The organism is Bizionia sp., assembly GCF_048259285.1.
Classification (GTDB): Bacteria; Bacteroidota; Bacteroidia; order Flavobacteriales; family Flavobacteriaceae; genus Algorimicrobium; species Algorimicrobium hallyeonense.
On the sequence record NZ_JBLXHU010000008.1, the window covers coordinates 57,650 to 77,123 of the forward strand.

Below are 19,474 nucleotides of genomic sequence, written 5' to 3' on the forward strand. Positions count from 1 at the left end.
ATTAATATAATGAAGGTAAGAATGCTAAAAATGCTTTAATCTAAAACGATTGAAGCATTTTTTTAATCCACACGTTTTAAGCCTTCAATATCTGTAATCGTTATATGTTTACCAGATGTGGCAATCAATTTTTCCTTTTTAAACTGTGATAAAATTCGAATGGCAGATTCCGTTGCTGTACCTACAATACTAGCATAATCTTCACGTGATAATATAACATTTAATGCTCCAGACGAATCCACACCAAAAACATGTTGAATATAAATTAATGTTTCCGCCATACGTTGCTTAACGGATTTTTGAGCCATATTAATTAGGTCGTCTTCTGCACTTCGCAAATCTTTTGCTAAATTCTGCAATACATCAAATGAAAAATTTTGATTTTCGTGTAAAGGCGTAATTATTTGATCTTTCGGCACAAAACACAGTTCAATATCATTTAAAGCCACAGCACTTAAATTGGTCCGCTCATCACTAATAATAGAACGTTGCCCTAGAAGTTCCCCTTTTCCGAGTAGTTTTACGGTATGATCTTTACCATTAGCACTTAATTTGGTTAGCTTGCAAACACCACTACGAACACAATAAACGCCATGAAGGGATTCGCCTTCATCAAAAATAATATCACCTTTTTTGTAAAAACGTGTTGTTTTACAAGCTGATACTTTTCGCAATTCTTCAGTAGTCATAGCATTTAAAGAATTTAATTGTTTTGCAATACAGGATTCACATTTACTCATATCAGCCTAAAATAAGTTAACATCAAAAATACACAATACATGACAAAAATCATATTAAATCAAAGCTTATATTTTACCTTTGCAAAAGGTATAAATGGGCAAATTTTATGGAACAACACAAATGTTTCCACTGTGGTGATATATGCGATTCAGAACAAATCACTTACGACGAAAAATTATTTTGTTGTAATGGCTGTAAAACGGTTTATGAAATTTTTTCAGAAAACGACTTAACCTGTTATTACGACTTACAAGCATCACCAGGTTCTGCACCGAAAGAAATTCAGGGCAAATATGACTTTTTATCAAAAGAAAACATTATTGAAAAACTCACGGAATTTAATGATGGACGTATTCAAATTGTCACCTTGTATATTCCGCATATACATTGTAGTTCGTGTATTTGGATATTAGAAAACCTAAACAAACTCAATAATAACATTACAGCTTCTCAAGTTAATTTTGGCAAAAAGAATGTTCGTATAACATATAACACCGAAAATTTTTCTTTAAAAGAGGTGGTTTTGCTATTAAGTGCTATTGGGTACGAACCCTATATTTCCTTAAATGATTTCAAAACGGGTAAGGAAAATATTAATCGTTCGCTAATTTACAAGCTCGGTATTGCGGGGTTTTCTTTTGGAAACGTAATGTTTTTATCATTTCCAGAGTATTTTGAAGTGGGCGAATTTTGGCTAGAGCAATATAAACACGTTTTTAGATGGCTTATGTTTGCGTTTTCATTGCCTGTTGTTTTTTATGCTGGGCGCGATTATTTTACATCAGCTTATAAAGGACTGCGCTCTGGACTTTTAAATATTGATGTTCCCATAGCACTAGGTCTGGCGGTATTATTCATAAGAAGTACCGTTGAAATTATATTAGATATCGGTTCTGGATTTTTTGACAGTTTAACCGGGTTAGTATTTTTCCTGTTGCTAGGTCGATTTTTTCAACAAAAAACTTATTCATTTCTTTCTTTTGAAAGAGATTACAAATCCTACTTCCCTATTGCAATTACAAAAATTTTGGATGGTATAGAAACACCAATTCAAGTTTATGATATTGAGAAAGGAGATCGCCTTCTTATTAGAAATCAAGAATTAATTCCGGTTGATGGCATTTTAATAAATGGCAAAGCAAAAATTGATTATAGTTTTGTTACTGGAGAATCTGATGCCATAACTAAAAATTCTGGCGATAAACTTTTCGCTGGAGGGAAACAAACCACTGGTGTTATTGAAATGGAAGCTTTAAAATCTGTGGAGCAAAGTTATTTAACACAGTTATGGAGTAATGATGTTTTTAATAAAAATAAACAAGACAGCTTTACAAACTTAACTAATACTATTAGTAAGCGTTTTACAATTGCAGTTTTAAGTATTGCATTTATTGCAACCACCTATTGGTTACTTGTAGATTCCTCCAAAGCCATGAATGTCTTTACAGCTGTTTTAATTATTGCTTGTCCATGTGCTATTGCACTTTCCGCGCCTTTTACGTTAGGAAATTTATTACGGATTTTTGGCAAGTTGAAATTCTACCTCAAAAACGCATCTGTTATTGAACAATTAGCAGCTATAAATACCATTATTTTCGATAAAACAGGAACTATTACTTCCAATAAGCAAAGTTCCGCCACCTATGATGGTGATGCATTATCCACGTCAGAGGAAATCCTTTTAAAGAATACCTTGCGAGGTTCAAACCATCCGTTGAGCCGTACACTTTATGATATTTTAGATGAGCATGATATCATAACATTAAACCATTTTGAAGAACATTTAGGTCAAGGTATTGAAAGTACACATCAAAATGATACGATGAAAATTGGTTCCGCCAGTTTTGTTGGCTTCAAACAAGATAAATCCATACTGAATACCACAGTTCATATTAACAGTAACAACCAATACAAAGGAAAATACACCTTTTATAATAGTTATAGAAAAGGATTATCCAAATTGTTTAATAGCTTAAAACATGAGTATGATTTAGTTATCCTTTCGGGGGATAATGCCGGTGAATTGGAAAACTTAAAAAAATTATTACCCACTAAAACTAAATTGATATTTAATCAGAAACCAGACGATAAATTGGATTATATTAAATACCATCAGTCTGAAGGCGCTAAAGTGCTCATGATTGGCGACGGGTTAAATGATGCTGGTGCATTGGCACAAAGCGAAGTTGGCATAGCTATTTCAGAGAATGTGAATGTCTTTTCGCCTGCTTGTGACGCCATTTTAGACGCATCCAAATTCAATCAATTATACCAATATATAAAAGCATCCAAACAAGCTATAAAAATTATTAAGTGGAGTTTTGCCCTCTCATTTGTATATAATATAATAGGGTTGTATTTTGCGGTTACTGGACAATTAGAGCCTGTTATTGCCGCTATTTTAATGCCATTAAGTTCTATAAGTATTGTGGTTTTTACTACGGTTGCAACCAATGTTATTGGTAGGAAATTAGAATGATTAAAAATAAACAAATATGATTTTTATCATATTTTTGAGTATATTAAGACAGTATTTTTGAACCATAACTTCTATCAGGTATGAGTGTTATATACATATTACTGAGTATCAGTATCGTAGTGGCCATTGGCTTTTTTATTGCTTTTGTTTTGGCAGTAAGAAGCGGTCAATTTGATGATGATTATACACCATCTGTCAGAATGCTATTTGAAGATGAACTCGTAAAAGAAAACCAAAAACAAACTATTAAAACCAAAAAGACTAATTAAAAATTATGGAAGTACAACAATTCTATTACGACAACAAGGTCGTTAAAAATTTCCTCTATGCCACCATGTTTTGGGGAGTTGTAGGTATGCTTGTAGGCTTACTTTTAGCATTTATGTTTTTATTTCCCAACTTAACCGATGGAATTTCGTGGTTAAGTTTTGGTAGATTAAGACCGTTACACACCAATGCAGTAATTTTCGCTTTTGTTGGTAATGCCATTTTTGCTGGTATTTACTACTCAACACAACGACTTTTAAAAGCGAGAATGTATAGCGATGTTTTAAGTAAAATTAACTTTTGGGGTTGGCAACTTATTATTGTTGGTGCGGCCATAACATTACCATTAGGCTTTTCAACATCTAAAGAATATGCCGAGCTTGAATGGCCCTTTGATATTGCCATTGCTGTAGTTTGGGTTGTGTTTGGTGCCAATTTAATTGGAACTATGATTAAGCGTAGACAACGACATTTATATGTTGCTATTTGGTTTTATATAGCGACGTTTGTAACAGTTGCCGTACTTCATATTTTTAACAGTTTAGAAGTGCCTGTTAGTGCTTTTAAAAGTTACTCTGTATACGCAGGTGTTCAGGATGCATTGGTGCAATGGTGGTATGGACATAATGCTGTAGCATTTTTCTTGACAACACCATTTTTAGGTTTAATGTATTATTTTGTTCCTAAAGCGGCTAACAGACCTGTATACTCTTATCGTTTGTCCATTATTCACTTCTGGTCATTAATTTTTATATATATCTGGGCTGGACCCCACCACTTATTATACACAGCACTTCCAGAATGGGCACAAAATTTAGGTGTGGCGTTTTCTGTTATGTTATTAATGCCATCTTGGGGTGGAATGATTAACGGACTATTAACGCTTCGTGGTGCTTGGGACAAAGTACGTACAGATCCTGTTTTAAAATTTATGGTAGTGGCTATTACGGGTTACGGTATGGCAACTTTTGAAGGCCCCATGCTGTCTTTAAAAAATGTAAATGCCATTGGCCATTTTACCGACTGGATTATTGCGCACGTTCACGTAGGCGCATTAGCTTGGAACGGATTCTTGGCTTTCGGTATGATTTATTGGTTAATACCTCGCTTATTTAAAACAAAATTACACTCCATTGGTTTAGCTAATTTCCATTTCTGGATTGGTACTTTAGGTATCATTATGTATGCCTTACCATTATATGTTGCTGGATTTACACAAGCAAGTATGTGGAAGCAATTTAACCCAGATGGGACTTTAGTTTATGGTAACTTTTTAGAAACCGTTACTGAAATAATGCCTATGTATTGGATGCGTGCCATTGGAGGTACACTTTACCTAACAGGTATGTTAGTATTAGTCTATAACGTTATTATTACTGCTAAAAATGGTAGTAAAGTTACAGATGAATTAGCTGAAGCTCCAGCTTTGCAAAATGTTTCTAAAAGCCGTGTGGGTGGCGAAGGATGGCACTCTTGGTTAGAAAGAAAACCAGTTAGATTAACAATTTATGCAACCATTGCTATATTAATTGGTGGTATTGTCCAAATAGTACCGACCATTATGGTTAAATCCAATATACCTACAATTAGTAGCGTGAAACCATATACTCCTTTGGAATTAGAAGGTCGTGATATATACATCCGTGAAGGTTGTGTAGGTTGTCACTCTCAAATGGTAAGACCATTTAGAAGTGAAGTAGAACGCTATGGTGACTACTCCAAAGCTGGAGAGTTTGTTTATGACCACCCATTCCTATGGGGAAGTAAGCGTACTGGTCCAGATTTACATCGAATAGGTGGAAAATATTCAGACAATTGGCATTTTAATCACTTCTATGATCCGCAAAGCACCTCTTCCGGTTCTATTATGCCATCATACAAATGGTTTATTACCAATAAATTAGACAAGTCCATTACAGAAACTAAAATGGAAGCCATGGTTACTTTAGGTGTACCATATACAGAAGAGGACATTGCCAACGCACAACAAAACATGTTGGAGCAAGGAACAAAAATTGAACAGAATTTATATGCTGATCCTGATTTCGCAGCCACGTATGAGGCTGAAAAAGCTGCAGGTGGCGAAGATTTTGTTGAAATGCGTAATCGTGAAATTGTAGCCGTAATTGCATACATGCAACGATTAGGAACAGATATTAATGTAACTGATTTAGAAGAATAATCTAATAAAATAAACGATGTTAAAGTTTGTAAAAAATCACATGGACAGTATGGAGGGAATCGAGATTTACCCGATTATCTCTTTGCTAATATTTTTCATCTTTTTTGTAGTCTTATTTTGGTGGGTTGTAACCGCAAAAAAAGATTACATAGAAACTGTCAGCAATATACCATTAGATAACAACCAAAACCACGAAGAACTATGAGACAATCAATTCCAGCTTGGATAAGGATACCTATTATATTTTTCTTAATTGCTGGACTAGCAGAATTCTTTATAGAATCTGGTAGCCAACCAGCCTTTATTGAACAACCACTAGTTATGCTATTTTTAATATTTGTATTAATATTATTAATAGGGATTGAAGCTATTGTGAGCTCAATGGGTAATATTTTATACCAGAGTTTAGACGAAGCGGCAAAAGCACGATATGATGCTAAAAAAGAAAGTACATCTAAATTTGTTATATGGTTTAAAAAACTATACACCAAATCACTAGATTCCAAACCAATGGAAGAGGAACATGACATTATATTAGATCATAATTATGATGGCATTAGAGAGTTAGATAACAACTTACCGCCTTGGTGGATTTATAGTTTTTATGCTTCTATTGTATTTGCAGCGGTCTATTTAGTGAGATATCATGTTTTTGATGGTGAAAACCAGTACGATGAATTGAATTCTGAATATGCCCAAGCAGCTATTGATATTGAAGAATATAAACGAACCGCAAAAAATTTAGTCGATGCTAATACAGTAGAAGTCTTAACAGGTGCAGCCGATTTAAGCGCTGGACAAGCCCTATATGAAGTTAACTGTGTGGCCTGCCACATGGCTGATGGTGGTGGTGGTATTGGACCAAACCTGACTGATGAACACTGGATTTTAGGCGGCGGTATTAAAAATGTATTTAAAACGGTTGCAGAAGGTGGTCGAGCCGGAAAAGGAATGATTGCATGGAAGCAGAGTTTATCTCCTCTTGAAATGGCACAAGTATCAAGTTATGTGTTAACATTTCAAGGTACAACAGCAGCTAACCCAAAAGAAGCTGAAGGGGATATTTGGGAAGACGATGCAGCAGAATAATACAATTAACAGAAATCATGGAACTAAAATAGTTTGGTGATTTCTGTTATCTACAAAAACAACAACCTAAAATAAACAACAGTGGAAAGCCCAGAAAACGAATCATTTAGAGATACTATTGGCACATTAGATGACCAAGGTAAACGCGCATGGGTTTATCCAAAAAAACCTAGTGGTCGGTATTACGAATGGCGTAAAATAGTAAGTTATGCTTTGTTGGCCTTTCTATTTGCTGCTCCTTTTATAAAAATAAATGGAAATCAGTTTTTATTGTTTAACATTTTAGAACGTCGTTTTAATATTTTTGGATTTCCTTTTTGGCCACAGGATTTCTACCTATTTGTAATATCTATGTTAATAGGTGTTATTTTTATTGCCCTATTTACCGTAGGTTTTGGTCGTATTTTTTGTGGATGGATTTGTCCACAAACCATTTTTATGGAAATGGTTTTCCGTAGAATTGAATATTGGATAGATGGCGATAGAAACAAACAACGCAAATTAGATAAACAGCCTTGGAATGCTGAAAAAATAAAAAAACGCTTACTTAAGTGGTTCATATTTTTAATTATTTCATTTTTAATTGCAAACATATTTTTAGCTTATTTAATAGGTAGTGATAAGCTTTTAAGATATATAGCAGATGGACCATCCGAACATTTAGGAACCTTATTTCCATTATTAATTTTTACAGCTGTTTTCTATTTTGTTTTTGCCTGGTTCAGAGAACAAGTTTGTATTATTGCTTGTCCTTACGGTCGCCTGCAAGGTGTGTTGCTAGATAATAAATCCATAGTTGTTGCTTATGACCATAAACGTGGTGAAGCAGAAAATGGTAGAAAGAAATTCCGAAAAAATGAAGATCGTGAAGCATTAGGTTATGGTGATTGTATTGATTGTTTACAATGTGTGCATGTCTGCCCAACGGGTATCGATATTAGAAACGGTACACAGCTAGAGTGCGTTAACTGTACAGCATGTATTGATGAATGCGATCATATTATGGAAAGTATTAACCTTCCTAAAGGTTTAATTCGCTATGCTAGTGAAGATGAAATTGAGAAAAAAGAAAAATTTAAATTAACACCAAGATTAAAAGGTTATATAGCTGTTTTAACAATTCTAGTTGGACTTTTGTCTGGTATGCTATTGCTGCGTAACGAAGTTGAAGCCAATATATTACGACTTCCAGGTCAATTATATGAACATAAAGAAGGCACTATTATTAGTAATGTTTTCACTTATAAGCTAGTAAATAAAACAACGAGAGAAATTGAAAATATTCACTTTAAATTAAGAAAATTTGAAGGCACGATTAAAGTTGTCTCTAATTCGGATACCTTTAATGTTCCACCTCAAGGTTTAGTGCAAGGAACTTTGTTTATTGAAATCGATCAGAAAGATTTAAGTGGCGATAAAAACCGTTTAATGATTGAAGTATATAGCAACGATGACCTTATTGAAACTGAAACGGTGAACTTTCTAGGTCCACGAAGTTATAATTAAACGTGTAGCTTGCAACTAATATTAAAAAAACCGTTTTACGGAGTCTATTATGAAAATAAATTGGGGTACTGGTATGGTGTTAGCATTGATAGGGTTTATTGCCTTTATCATGTTTTTTGTAATTAAAATGAGTGTAGATGATACCTATCAACACGATTTAGTAACCGAAGATTACTACCAACAAGAATTAAAGGTTGAAGGTAATATGGCGCGTGAGCAAAAGGGCAATAAATTAGCCCAAAATGTACGTGTAACACAAAGTGAAGAAGGTATTCTTATAAGCTTCCCAGATTCTTTAAATGCTTCAGAGATATCAGGAAATGTAATTTTATACAGACCATCCAATAAGAAGTTTGATTTTGAGGTACCCATTTCTTTAACGACTCAAAACATGCTTATTCCGGAAGATAAATTATTAGGTGGACGTTGGAATTTAATTATTGAATGGGAATATAACGGAAATGCATATCGCTTCAAGAAAGAAATAAGATACTAACATGTTATGGTCAGCACTTATATTGGGCTTACTAGGTAGTTTTCACTGCGTTGGTATGTGTGGACCTATTGCCTTTATGCTACCCGTAGACCGCAGTAATTCCACTCGGAAAGTTACGCAAATTACTCTATATCATTTTGGGCGTATTCTGGCTTATAGTTTAATTGGACTTGTTTTTGGCCTTATTGGCAAAAGCTTATATATTTTTGGACTCCAACAACAACTCTCTATTATTATAGGAGTTTTAATGATTGTTGCCATTCTTATTCCTTATAAGACATTCAATAAATACAACTTTTCGAAACCGCTACATAAAATCATTTCAAAAATTAAATCTGGTTTGGGAGCTGCCCTTAAAAAGAAAACAGCCGATACGTTTTTAACTATTGGTTTTCTTAACGGTTTTCTTCCTTGTGGTTTAGTTTATATGGCCGTTTTTGGCTCTTTAGCTAGTGCGAATGCCTTTCAAGGCGCACTTTATATGTCCTTATTTGGAATTGGAACTGTTCCATTAATGACCACCGCTATCTATTTAGGAAAATTTTTAAATGCAACCATTAAACAGCGTATTCAAAAAGCCATTCCGATTTTCGTTGTAATTATTGGGTTGTTATTTATTCTTCGTGGTTTAGGGTTGGGCATACCTTACCTCTCGCCTGCTCCAATTGTTGAAAATGTGTCAAGTGAAATAGATTGTCATTAAAAAAGCTTCCAATGTACATTGAAAGCTTTTACTTTGTTTCACCATTATCTAGTATATTCCTTTAAAACACATACGACACATTTGCATAGAAATTTCGACCTTGACGTGGAATATTATTCCAGTCCGCGTAAGTGGAATAATTAGCATCTAATATGTTTTCTACGCCATACTTGAAAATCATTTTATTATTCTTCACATATAAAATATTACCTAAATTAAGGTTTAAAACAGCATAAGCTGATGTATTGTCCTCTCCATAATAACTACTATAACGACTTTGATTACCATTTCCTTCCAACTGTAAGGCTACATTAAACGTTGTAAGATTATAGGCTATTTCCGCTACATATGAAAAAGGCTTAATAAGTGGTAAATTTTCACCATTACTGCCAGAACCATAATTGTAGCCTAAAGTTGCATTTCCCGATAGTTTATCGGTAAAATCATAACTAGCATTTATAAATACATCAAAGATAGACGCATAAGATAACGCATTATAAACGCGTACACCGTCTGCACCAATAGTCATAGCACTTAAGTTTGGATCTATTTCACCAATAATGTAATCCATAATGTAGAAATAAGATGCCTCGACACCTACTTGAAAGCGTTTTTTATAATAGTTTGCTTTGGCATTAACTTCCATAGCCTTTTCATTATTTAATGTTGGATTTCCTATATAATCATAATTGTCAAAGCTGTTAAAGAGGAAAAAACCATAACCTTCGCTAACCGAAGGTGCGCGTTCACCATAACCAAGACCAAAACTAGCATCGTAGGTTTTAGTTTTTAGCTTATAATCAGCAGAAATACTCATTAAAAACCGATTTTTACTATCCGTTAAATCTGGATAGAAAATTTGTAAACTTTCTAATCCTACTTGCTCTGCAATGGTATTATTATGAAAACTAAATCTAGCGGAAGCTGTCAATGTTGATTTATCACTTAATGTAATAGCATCTTTGGCAAAAACTCCTGAATATAACGTTCTAATATCGGGCCACGTGTACATAAACATAGCTGGTTGATTGGGGTCATTTGGATACATGGTCATTTCGGCAACAGAACGATTATAAAACCCGTTTAAATTGATTAATAAATCGTGTTTATTTTCTTTAAATCCTACTTTACTGTAAAACCCATAGGTGTCACTCCAGCCTGGCATATCCATTCTAATTGGAACATCTGGACGTTTGGAATCGTCCATAATATGCGTTATGGTATTATAATATAGTTTAGATTCCCAAGATTTCACCAACGTGGAATCATTTTTATACGTGTGCGTTAAAGAAGTAATTAAAGCTTCGGCTAAAGACACATCCATAGGTAATGCTGGATACCCAACATCTGTTGCTTTATCGTAAATAAGATTAGCATCTATAGTATGCTTTTCATTTAATTTATAACCACTTTGAACCGAAACATTGTATTTTTCAAATTGCGAGTACAAAACTTCTTGATTATTTCCGGCATCATAATTATCAGATTTTCGATAAATACCATCTGCATTAATATAAAATTTATTTCCTGAGTACTCTAAATCTAAACCAGCTGTTCGGTAATTTCCGTTGGTTTCATAGCCTAAATCCGCACTACCTTTAAAACCAAAATCATAATATTTAGATTGCGGTAACTGTAAGTCGATGCCACCACCAATAACATGACCATTTTCTGTTCCTTCTTGCCCAGATCCTATGTTTACTTTTTCTAAATTAGACACATCAACGTAGGATGTTATTGGGTCCATTTTATCTGTACAGGCACCAAAAATTTGCATCCCATCAATAGTAACGTTCAAACGTTCGCTAGTCATGTTGTTCATGGTAGGCTCCCAGGCATAATTTCCACGTTTAATCATGGTAATTTTATTCGATTTCTCTAAATAATCATCCACACTGGACAACGTTTTCTCTTGTCGATAATTACTTAATTTGCGCTGTCCAATCAAAATAACCTCTTGGAGTTGTGTGGTATCCTTTTCTACGGTAGTTTCTACTTCTTGTGCGTACATAAAAGCACTAAACAAGAAACCTATGCCGTATATAATATACTTTTTCATAGCTAAATAGTGTTTTGGGAAACCTATAGATAGCATAGCCAAAAGCAAGCTATCTATAGGTTTTAAATAAGATTTGAATTAAAATTCAAGTTCCAAATAAAGGCTGCTTTGAATGTTGTCCTCCGTTACATTTTCACCTTTAAGAATTTCACCTTGACCATCCATAAGTTTTAGGTTTAACACCCAATACCCTGTCATAGTTAAGGTTAAATTGGCATGATACAGATTGTCAGAAGAATTGTATGTTAAGTTCGTGTTATTTGGTGAACTATGATTACCCATTCCTGGCATTCTTGGATCTAATGATAGACTGTAATTTTGAACCGCTGGGAAAGACATCATGTTTTCCATTTCATAAACACCCAATACCAACTCATTATTTCCAATAATGGGGTTTGTTGGCGCCACCATGGCAACTACATAACGTTTATCATCACTACCAACAAAACTAGACACATTTTGATCTTCATTTTGCATAACTGTAATGTCTGAAGTAGCTGAATAATCCACGTTATCAATGGTGTAGTTTACCGTTAATGACCAACCTGTTCCATCCGTAAAAGCCATTTGATAAATGATATTTCCTTTGTAAACGGTGTTTTTACCTGGTTCTTTAGTCGGGTTAGCATTCGGGCAAGAATGTTGCATAGTTGGCATCTGCATTACAGGCATCCAGCTTATAGATGCATTTTCAACATAGTTATTTGTGGTATTATCTTTAATACGAACGCTAATGGCATTATATCCTGTATAAAAACGGCCAGAAGCATTAAATAATTCAATAGTATGTGTGCTATTTGTAAGTTCTTGAACTTTATTAAGGCCTTCCACTTCATTTACAATTGGCGTATCGAAATTCGTGTCATCTTCAGAACAAGCCGTTGTGAATAAAGCGATGAATAATACAGGTAAGATATATTTTAGTTTCATTTTATATTGTGTTTTGAGTTTAGTTTAGCTAATTAATTACCAGTACAGATAGTATAAATAACTGTTCACGGATAAAAAATATACTAAAAATTAGATTGTAAAAACTATGCCTACACCATAATGCATGGGTAGAAACAGAAAAACTAGTTGTTTTTTAACACTAAAAAATTAACTAAAATCTGGAGGAGGTGTTTCCACGGATAATGACTGATTGTCAAGCCTTGGTGTGTATGAATAAGTAGAAACCGCCACACTTTTTACAGTTTCCAATTGATCTGAAATAACATTAATTTCTGAAACGAAGAAGACATCTAAAGTTTGACGTTTAACCGTATTTTGAGCTGGCGATTTACCATCCGTTCCAGTTTCATTTTTAGCGAGTTCAGTTTTCAGTTGACACTTTCCGTTACAACCTTGCTGATCCTCCTTTTGAATACAAAGGGTTTTAGCAATGAAGTCTTGATTTAAAACAAAATCTGTAACAATAACCAACGAATTAATGTTGTGTGCTAACAAAATTAGCACAAGCACATGAGCGGTTATTATATGTGAAACTGTTTTAATCATATGACAAATTTAAGAATTCATCTATTATAATTACATGATAAAAATCACATTTAACTATAAATTAAAATGTTTAAAATACGCCTGAATCAAGTCTTCTAAATTAGTTAAAGACGTTTTAGCCATAATCAAATTATTACTTTCTCGTAACACGCTAATTTCGTCTAACATAGGTACTAACACCACATGTAACTGATCATGTGACGCACCGGTCATGGTACAATTTTTAATAACATAACTGGTTTGTTTGGAAAGTTTATTACCTAATTCTTTATAATTTTCAGATTTCTCAGCTTTGAATTCATTAATGACAGCCTCCATGTTTTTAACACCTTCATGTGTTTCAGCATTCACAAGCCATTTATCTCCTTTGTTAAAGGTTAACTGTAAGGTATCTGTTATGGATATTTTATGGCCAATTTCATCCGTATTAGTTGATTTGTTTTCGCTTTTGCAACTTGTAAAAAGCACGACGCATGCCAGTAAAATAAAGAGAATAGGTTTCATATTAAAAGTCTTTTTTCTTGGATTTTTGAACAATACGTAAAACAGGTAAAAGCACCCAAACTACGAGCATGGTAAAGGATACTATTAAGCCGAAACTCGTTCCAAAAAATTGTTTAAAAACGGCTCCCGTGTAACCAAGTAAAGCCGAAATATCAAGTTTTAACAAAATGAGTGTTCGTGATAAATCTACCGGATTTAAAACGGTTCCGATTAATGATAATTTATCAAGAGGATAATCTTCAAAAAACAATAAAGACATTAAAAACAAACCATCATAAATAACGGCTAGAAAAAGCCACATTAAGATAGCATATCCAAAACCTTTTATTTTATTTTCGTTGGATAAGGCTATGTTAAATGCCAAAGCAGTAAAAATAAGTGTTAAAAACACACCTGTTATGAGCAAGAGACTAAAATCCCAAATGGCATTGGACATAAACAAACCGTAGAATACAAACGGTATTCCGAGTCCTAAAATTAAACTCATAGACAGCGAAATAGCTACACCCAAATATTGTCCTAAAAATATAGATGAACGTTTTAAAGGTTGTGCTAATAGAAGCTCTGTAAATTCTTTAGAATTATAATAATACATAACACCAAAAATAGTCCCAATAAGTGGCACTAAAATAATGATGACATTCATTAGGGTTATAACTGCTTTTGAAAGGTCATTATTAAGAAATAATAACACGATACCTAATAATAAATAAAAGGCAAAATACACGTAACTCCAACGGCTACGCATAAGGTCGTAAAAACTATATTTTAATATTTTAAACATGATTTGTAGTTAAGATGGATGCAATTGCGTGTTCTAAATCTGGTTGATTGGTTTGTGCTTTTAGCGCCGGAATACTGCCTTTAAAATAAATTTTCCCTTCTAAAAGGAAAACGATTTCATCAGAGATTTCTTCCACAAAACTCATAATATGCGATGTAATTAACACCGTTTTACCTTTGGCTTTCTCCGCTTTAATTAGCTCTTTTAATCGGATTAGAGCTATAGGATCTAAACCAGTTGTTGGCTCATCTAAAATAACCAATGGACTATCAAACATAAAAGTTAATAGAATATTTACTTTCTGTTTGGTTCCTCCAGATAGCTGACCGAGTTTTTTATCAATAAAAGGTTCTAATTTAAACATTTGGATTAGAGCCTCTTCGTTGGTTGAATTACCTCTTAAGTCCTTAATCATTTTAATAAGTTCTTTTACCTTTAGGTTACTTGGAAAATTAGCAATTTGAGGTAAATAATCTATTTGCTTTCTGTAATTAGAATCCTTTTTAATAGATTTTCCATGAATAGAAATAGTTCCTTGATCTGGAATAACCATACCTAATATGGATTTAATGAGTGTGGTTTTCCCAGAACCATTAGGCCCTAATACGGCAAAAATACCACCTTCATTAATATCTAAATCTAGACCAATTAGAACGTTATTTTTGCCAAATTTTTTATGTAAATTTTCAACACTTACCATGTTATTTTTTTAATTTTAGGGTTATTATCCAGTAAGTTATCTGGTGTAAATACAGGTGATACTTTTTCAGAGAAATCAATAATATCAATAAATAAACTACGTAGTAAAATAATAGTCTCTGGCGTCCGGTTTACAATATATGAAAAGAGTTTAACAGGTCTGTATGGTACATCACCGACACCATCTTTATCCAAATCATACCCCGTATAATTACTCCAATAATTACCATCAAATTCATTGTCATGCACTTTGCTATTATAGGCCATATCAAAGGAGTTATATAAAAAGTTATTGCCCTTAAACGTGTTTGAATAGCAAGCGCCAAGAACTTTTATAGCCCAGCCGTTACTTATAAAGTTGTTGTTTTCATAGCGGATGCGGTTGGAACCTTCTGTATTAATACCAATAGTGTTTTGTTCAAATGTATTGTACATAATTTCGGCATCATTTATTTCTTTAAGCAATAAACCATAAGACGCCGTTCCCCAGTTTTCTCTAAAAATATTGTTATACATTTTTATTTTTTTAGAAAACATAACGGCTACGCCTGCCCCATTTTTTTCAAACAGATTATCTTGATAAATATCATCATTCGAAAACATAAAATGCAATCCGTAACGCACGTTATGAGAACTCACATTATTTTTTATGGTGCAATCATCTGAAAATTCTAAATAAATACCATCACGAACACGCTGCACAATATTATTTTCTATATCAATATTGTGGCTATACCATAATTGAATACCATTTCCGGAGTTATATTCTTCTTTTGCATCGCCAATTATTTTGTTGTTACTAATTTTTCCGTTTTTAGATTTTTCAACATAAATACCAAAAAATAATTTTTCTAATACCAGATTTTTGACAACAAAATTTTCAACACGTTTCAAGCGTATAGCTGCATAATCTGACGTATAACTTGTTCCTACGTTCTTTATAAATAAACCGTCCACTGTAACACTATCCGCAGTAATGGTAATAATTTCGCCTTTCATTTCCCCGTCAATAACGGGATAATCCTTGCCAATAATGGTTAGTGGTTTATTAACGAGTACGTCAATTTCTTTGTAGATTCCTTTTTCAATAATAATAGTATCATTTGCTTGTGCAGCATCAATACCGCCTTGTAGGGTTTTGATATCACAGGTTTTGCAAACTCTAATATTTTGAGAGAAGACTGAATTTCCCACTAGTAATATGAGAATAGCAGCTACTATATGGTGCTTTTTTAATGGCATCATAACATGTTTTAGTGTTTAAATATGTTCGAAATTACTCTTATAGGTGCTCCAATAAGGCATCCCATGTATAAATGTCGCCACCTTGTTCTGCCTGCACAGTTGCCGCTTCTTGTTTGGTTTTAAATGCTGTTAAGAAGGCACCCATAGGACTTGGAACGTTTTTACTAATTAAAAACGTAGCCGTAGTTGCATCAATAAGCGTTTCAGGTTCATTAAAGTGGTTGGTTAAATATAGCTTAATTTCTTCGGTATCAAAATCATCCATAAAATTAACCATGCACTCGGAGGCATCAAATTTGTAAACTTTGCCTTTGTGCGTGACAACCTCGGCTCCGTGTACTTTATCTACTATTGTCATTTTACAGAAATGACATGCATCTTGACCGTAGTTTATAGGTTCTGGTTTTACCGTACACGACGTAATAGTAACGCCAAGAAGTAGTATTAAAATTAATTGTTTCATTAGTGTTTAGTGTTTAATGTTTTTTTCAAATTGTTTACTGGGGCGTTTGCTTTAATGTTGCTTTTCTTCCTAACCAAAAAGCAACAAGGGTTAAAGACATGCCTATAAACATTAAGTATCCTCCAATATGAGGCCATGAATCTACATCAAAATTCAGTAATTTTTGATATCCAATTAATGGTGGTTTATAGGACATTGGAGTACCATCTGGGTTTGTAACCTTAATAATGGCATGGGGATCTAAATTACTCCCATAATCAATTAACCAATTATTAAAATCATACATTCCTAATACGCCTAAAATAGACATTAATAAAAACCATCCTAAGAAGAATTTATAGCTTATTTTTTCTAAAAACCCAAGAAATCCTATGACAACACCAAGAATTACCATACCAGTAATAACTTTAGGGAATACTGAAAACTCCCACATCTCTTCAGGTTTCGGTATGGTTTTCATACCAATGTAATGGTTTAACCCATCAATATTTTGAAGATCGAATTCTGTTATACCTTTAATACCATCAATATAAATATCCATGCCTAAAGGTTCAGGATATTGAGGTGCTCCCAGCATAATATTCCAAAGCGGAAATTTAAAAAGTCCCAATAACAATAACGATCCTATTATCATTATAATGCCAGCCTTTTTCATAATATAAAGTTTTTATAATTAACCATTTAGTTAATAGTGATTTAAAAAGAAAGGCGAGAGCGAATCATCTACTCTCGCCTTATTAGGAAAATAAACACTAAAACAAAATTCTCCTATTCTTTAATTTAATTTATTCACCGAGTGACCAAGACAATTCTATATCAGAATCAGCTGGTGACACACGAATATATCCTTGCATTTCTTGGTGTAATGCTGAACAGAAATCCGTACAGTAAAACGGCCATACACCAACTTGCTTAGCTTCCCATGTTAAGGTTCTTGTTTGACCTGGCATAATTAATAATTCGGCATTATTAGCACCAATCATAGCAAAACCATGTGGTACATCAAAATCCTGCTCCAGGTTGGTTATGTGGAAGAATACTTTATCTCCTACTTTAACGCCTTCAATATTATCTGGTGAGAAGTGGCTACGAATCATGGTCATGTAAACATGTACATTTTTACCATCACGAACTACTTTAGCTTCCCCATCACTTAAGGTTTTACGTGGGTGTTCATTTTCAGATAATTTAAAGAACTTTTCAGATTGGTTCTTAATTATTTCTGCTGGCATTGCTGCAGCGTAGTGCGGCTCACCGTGTGTTGGGAAATCATATAAAAGTTCCATTTTATCGCCTGAAATATCATATAATTGGGCAGAGTGCTCCATTTCAGGTCCCGTTGGTAAATAACGATCTTTTGTAATTTTGTTCATAGCGAACATATACTTACCAAATGGTTTTCTAGAGTTTCCTCCAGGAATTGTTAAGTGACCAACAGAGTAATACGTAGGTTTTCTATCCAACACTTCCCAAGTACCTAATTTCCATTTTACAACTTCAGAAGAAATAAAGAAGGTTGTATAAGCATTTCCTTGTCCATCAAATTCTGTATGTAATGGTCCTAAACCTGGCTGCTCAACTGAACCAGCTAAAACATCTTCAAAATTTAAAATTGGAATTCCATAAGCTTCACCATCAAATTTTTCCTTCTCAATCGCATCAAGCATTTTTGTAAATGAATGCACGGTTAAGTTAGCTGATAATTTACCGTTACCTACAATATATTCTCCAGAAGGATCTACGTCACAACCATGCGGTGATTTAGGTGTTGGTAAAAAGTATACCGCACCTGGAACCTCTGCTGGATTTACAACGCGAACTTCTTTTTTCATAGTTGATGTTGCTGTATGCGTAACATCACTATGTAAATTATGCGCATAATTTGCTGGCATCATTGTACCACCGCCATTATTTACATATTCTTCAATTTTTTTCCAGTTAATAGCTGCAATAAAATCTTTATCGTTTTGAGATGCATTCACCTCTAATAAAGTATTTGCTTCCTCTGTATTATAAGTTGTGAAGAAGAACCATCCATGAGATTTCCCACGACCAGGGTGCGATAAGTCATAGTTAAAACCTGGCATCAATATTTGGAATTTAATATCCATATGACCATGTTCTGGATCTACACTAATGAAGGTTAAGGCACCTTTAAAGTTTCCTTTATAATCTTTTATTGACATATCACGCTGTGGTACTGGAACAGAAAAACGCGTTCCTGCAACTACATACTCCGTGTTTTCAGTAATAAAAGACGAACTGTGGTTACCTGCACTATTTGGAACTTCAATAATTTCTTCAGTTTCAAATGTTTTTAAACTAATTCTGGCAATACGTGGCGTATTATTTCCATTAATAAAAATCCAACGGCCATCTAATTCACCATTTGTTTGTGAAATATCTGGGTGATGCGAATCATCCCAAGGAATAAAACCATAAGATGTTTCTAGCATTGGTTTGGTTTCTTCAGAATAACCATAACCGTTAGTTGGAAACTGCGAGAAAACTGGAATTTCCTTAAACATACGTCCAGAAGGTAATCCATAAACTGTTAAGTTTCCACTATAACCTCCCGACATGAAAGCATAATGCGAATCATGCTCACCAGGAGCTACGTACACCTTTTCAGCCGCACTAGAGCCTAATGCCCCTTTGTTTGATGTTTGCGTTGAATTATTGCAACTTGTAAAGGCAAGTGCCGCAACCATCAATCCTATTGATAATTTAAATTTATTTTTCATCATTTATTTAGTTTTA

General features: G+C 33.8%; 19 protein-coding genes. 8 read left to right on the forward strand and 11 right to left on the reverse strand.

The features are described 5' to 3' along the window. Positions 1 to 62 precede the first annotated feature (62 nt). Entirely contained in the window at positions 63 to 740 is a 678-nt protein-coding gene (locus ACN0QX_RS05970) for a Crp/Fnr family transcriptional regulator (protein ID WP_248400495.1), read from the reverse strand. A 107-nt stretch (positions 741 to 847) separates the two neighbouring features. Between ACN0QX_RS05970 and ACN0QX_RS05975 the strand changes: the two genes are divergently transcribed. The 8 genes from ACN0QX_RS05975 to ACN0QX_RS06010 all read left to right on the forward strand — a co-directional run bounded on the left by ACN0QX_RS05975 (position 848) and on the right by ACN0QX_RS06010 (position 9,463). Further along, the gene (locus tag ACN0QX_RS05975; protein WP_248400497.1) at positions 848 to 3,220 is read left to right on the forward strand and encodes a heavy metal translocating P-type ATPase; all 2,373 of its coding nucleotides are present in this window, start codon (positions 848 to 850) and stop codon (positions 3,218 to 3,220) included. Between the two features lie 80 nt (positions 3,221 to 3,300). Continuing rightward, positions 3,301 to 3,489 carry a cbb3-type cytochrome oxidase assembly protein CcoS gene (gene ccoS / locus ACN0QX_RS05980; RefSeq protein ID WP_066252177.1) on the forward strand — a complete coding sequence of 63 codons (189 nt, stop codon included), beginning with the start codon at positions 3,301 to 3,303 and terminating at the stop codon, positions 3,487 to 3,489. A 5-nt stretch (positions 3,490 to 3,494) separates the two neighbouring features. After that, positions 3,495 to 5,669, forward strand: coding sequence for a cytochrome-c oxidase, cbb3-type subunit I (gene ccoN / locus ACN0QX_RS05985; protein WP_417195873.1), 2,175 nt, complete (start codon positions 3,495 to 3,497; stop codon positions 5,667 to 5,669). 16 nt (positions 5,670 to 5,685) lie between these two features. After that, entirely contained in the window at positions 5,686 to 5,874 is a 189-nt protein-coding gene (locus ACN0QX_RS05990) for a cytochrome C oxidase subunit IV (RefSeq protein ID WP_066252170.1), read from the forward strand. Further along, on the forward strand, positions 5,871 to 6,758 hold the full coding sequence (locus tag ACN0QX_RS05995; protein ID WP_248400499.1) for a cbb3-type cytochrome c oxidase N-terminal domain-containing protein: 888 nt from the start codon (positions 5,871 to 5,873) through the stop codon (positions 6,756 to 6,758). Before ACN0QX_RS05990 ends, ACN0QX_RS05995 begins: the two co-directional genes overlap by 4 nt. 81 nt (positions 6,759 to 6,839) lie before the next feature. Beyond that, a complete protein-coding gene (gene ccoG / locus ACN0QX_RS06000; protein WP_376860570.1) occupies positions 6,840 to 8,264 on the forward strand; it encodes a cytochrome c oxidase accessory protein CcoG in 1,425 nt (474 codons plus the stop codon). A gap of 49 nt (positions 8,265 to 8,313) precedes the next feature. Continuing rightward, positions 8,314 to 8,760 carry a FixH family protein gene (locus tag ACN0QX_RS06005; protein WP_248400503.1) on the forward strand — a complete coding sequence of 149 codons (447 nt, stop codon included), beginning with the start codon at positions 8,314 to 8,316 and terminating at the stop codon, positions 8,758 to 8,760. A 1-nt stretch (position 8,761) separates the two neighbouring features. Further along, positions 8,762 to 9,463 carry a sulfite exporter TauE/SafE family protein gene (locus ACN0QX_RS06010; protein ID WP_417195874.1) on the forward strand — a complete coding sequence of 234 codons (702 nt, stop codon included), beginning with the start codon at positions 8,762 to 8,764 and terminating at the stop codon, positions 9,461 to 9,463. 61 nt (positions 9,464 to 9,524) lie between these two features. On the opposite strand, the gene ACN0QX_RS06015 is transcribed toward ACN0QX_RS06010, so the two are convergent. The 10 genes from ACN0QX_RS06015 to nosZ all read right to left on the reverse strand — a co-directional run bounded on the left by ACN0QX_RS06015 (position 9,525) and on the right by nosZ (position 19,458). Next, complete coding sequence (locus tag ACN0QX_RS06015) at positions 9,525 to 11,522, reverse strand: TonB-dependent receptor (RefSeq protein WP_417195875.1); 1,998 nt, start codon at positions 11,520 to 11,522, stop codon at positions 9,525 to 9,527. Between the two features lie 78 nt (positions 11,523 to 11,600). Next, positions 11,601 to 12,452, reverse strand: a complete 852-nt coding sequence (locus ACN0QX_RS06020; RefSeq protein ID WP_417195876.1) for a hypothetical protein — start codon at positions 12,450 to 12,452, stop codon at positions 11,601 to 11,603. A 168-nt stretch (positions 12,453 to 12,620) separates the two neighbouring features. Further along, positions 12,621 to 13,019, reverse strand: a complete 399-nt coding sequence (locus tag ACN0QX_RS06025; RefSeq protein ID WP_417195877.1) for a hypothetical protein — start codon at positions 13,017 to 13,019, stop codon at positions 12,621 to 12,623. A gap of 54 nt (positions 13,020 to 13,073) precedes the next feature. Then, positions 13,074 to 13,523, reverse strand: coding sequence for a hypothetical protein (locus ACN0QX_RS06030; RefSeq protein ID WP_417195878.1), 450 nt, complete (start codon positions 13,521 to 13,523; stop codon positions 13,074 to 13,076). Between the two features lies 1 nt (position 13,524). Further along, complete coding sequence (locus tag ACN0QX_RS06035) at positions 13,525 to 14,307, reverse strand: ABC transporter permease (RefSeq protein WP_248400515.1); 783 nt, start codon at positions 14,305 to 14,307, stop codon at positions 13,525 to 13,527. Then, complete coding sequence (locus ACN0QX_RS06040; protein WP_248400517.1) at positions 14,300 to 15,007, reverse strand: ABC transporter ATP-binding protein; 708 nt, start codon at positions 15,005 to 15,007, stop codon at positions 14,300 to 14,302. The genes ACN0QX_RS06035 and ACN0QX_RS06040 overlap by 8 nt, the downstream gene beginning before the upstream one ends. Further along, positions 15,001 to 16,248, reverse strand: a complete 1,248-nt coding sequence (locus tag ACN0QX_RS06045) for a nitrous oxide reductase family maturation protein NosD (RefSeq protein WP_417195904.1) — start codon at positions 16,246 to 16,248, stop codon at positions 15,001 to 15,003. The genes ACN0QX_RS06040 and ACN0QX_RS06045 overlap by 7 nt, the downstream gene beginning before the upstream one ends. Before the next feature lie 40 nt (positions 16,249 to 16,288). Then, entirely contained in the window at positions 16,289 to 16,714 is a 426-nt protein-coding gene (locus ACN0QX_RS06050) for a nitrous oxide reductase accessory protein NosL (RefSeq protein WP_417195879.1), read from the reverse strand. 34 nt (positions 16,715 to 16,748) lie between these two features. Next, positions 16,749 to 17,369 carry a hypothetical protein gene (locus ACN0QX_RS06055; RefSeq protein ID WP_417195880.1) on the reverse strand — a complete coding sequence of 207 codons (621 nt, stop codon included), beginning with the start codon at positions 17,367 to 17,369 and terminating at the stop codon, positions 16,749 to 16,751. 130 nt (positions 17,370 to 17,499) lie between these two features. After that, complete coding sequence (gene nosZ / locus ACN0QX_RS06060) at positions 17,500 to 19,458, reverse strand: Sec-dependent nitrous-oxide reductase (RefSeq protein WP_417195905.1); 1,959 nt, start codon at positions 19,456 to 19,458, stop codon at positions 17,500 to 17,502. Positions 19,459 to 19,474: the final 16 nt, after the last annotated feature.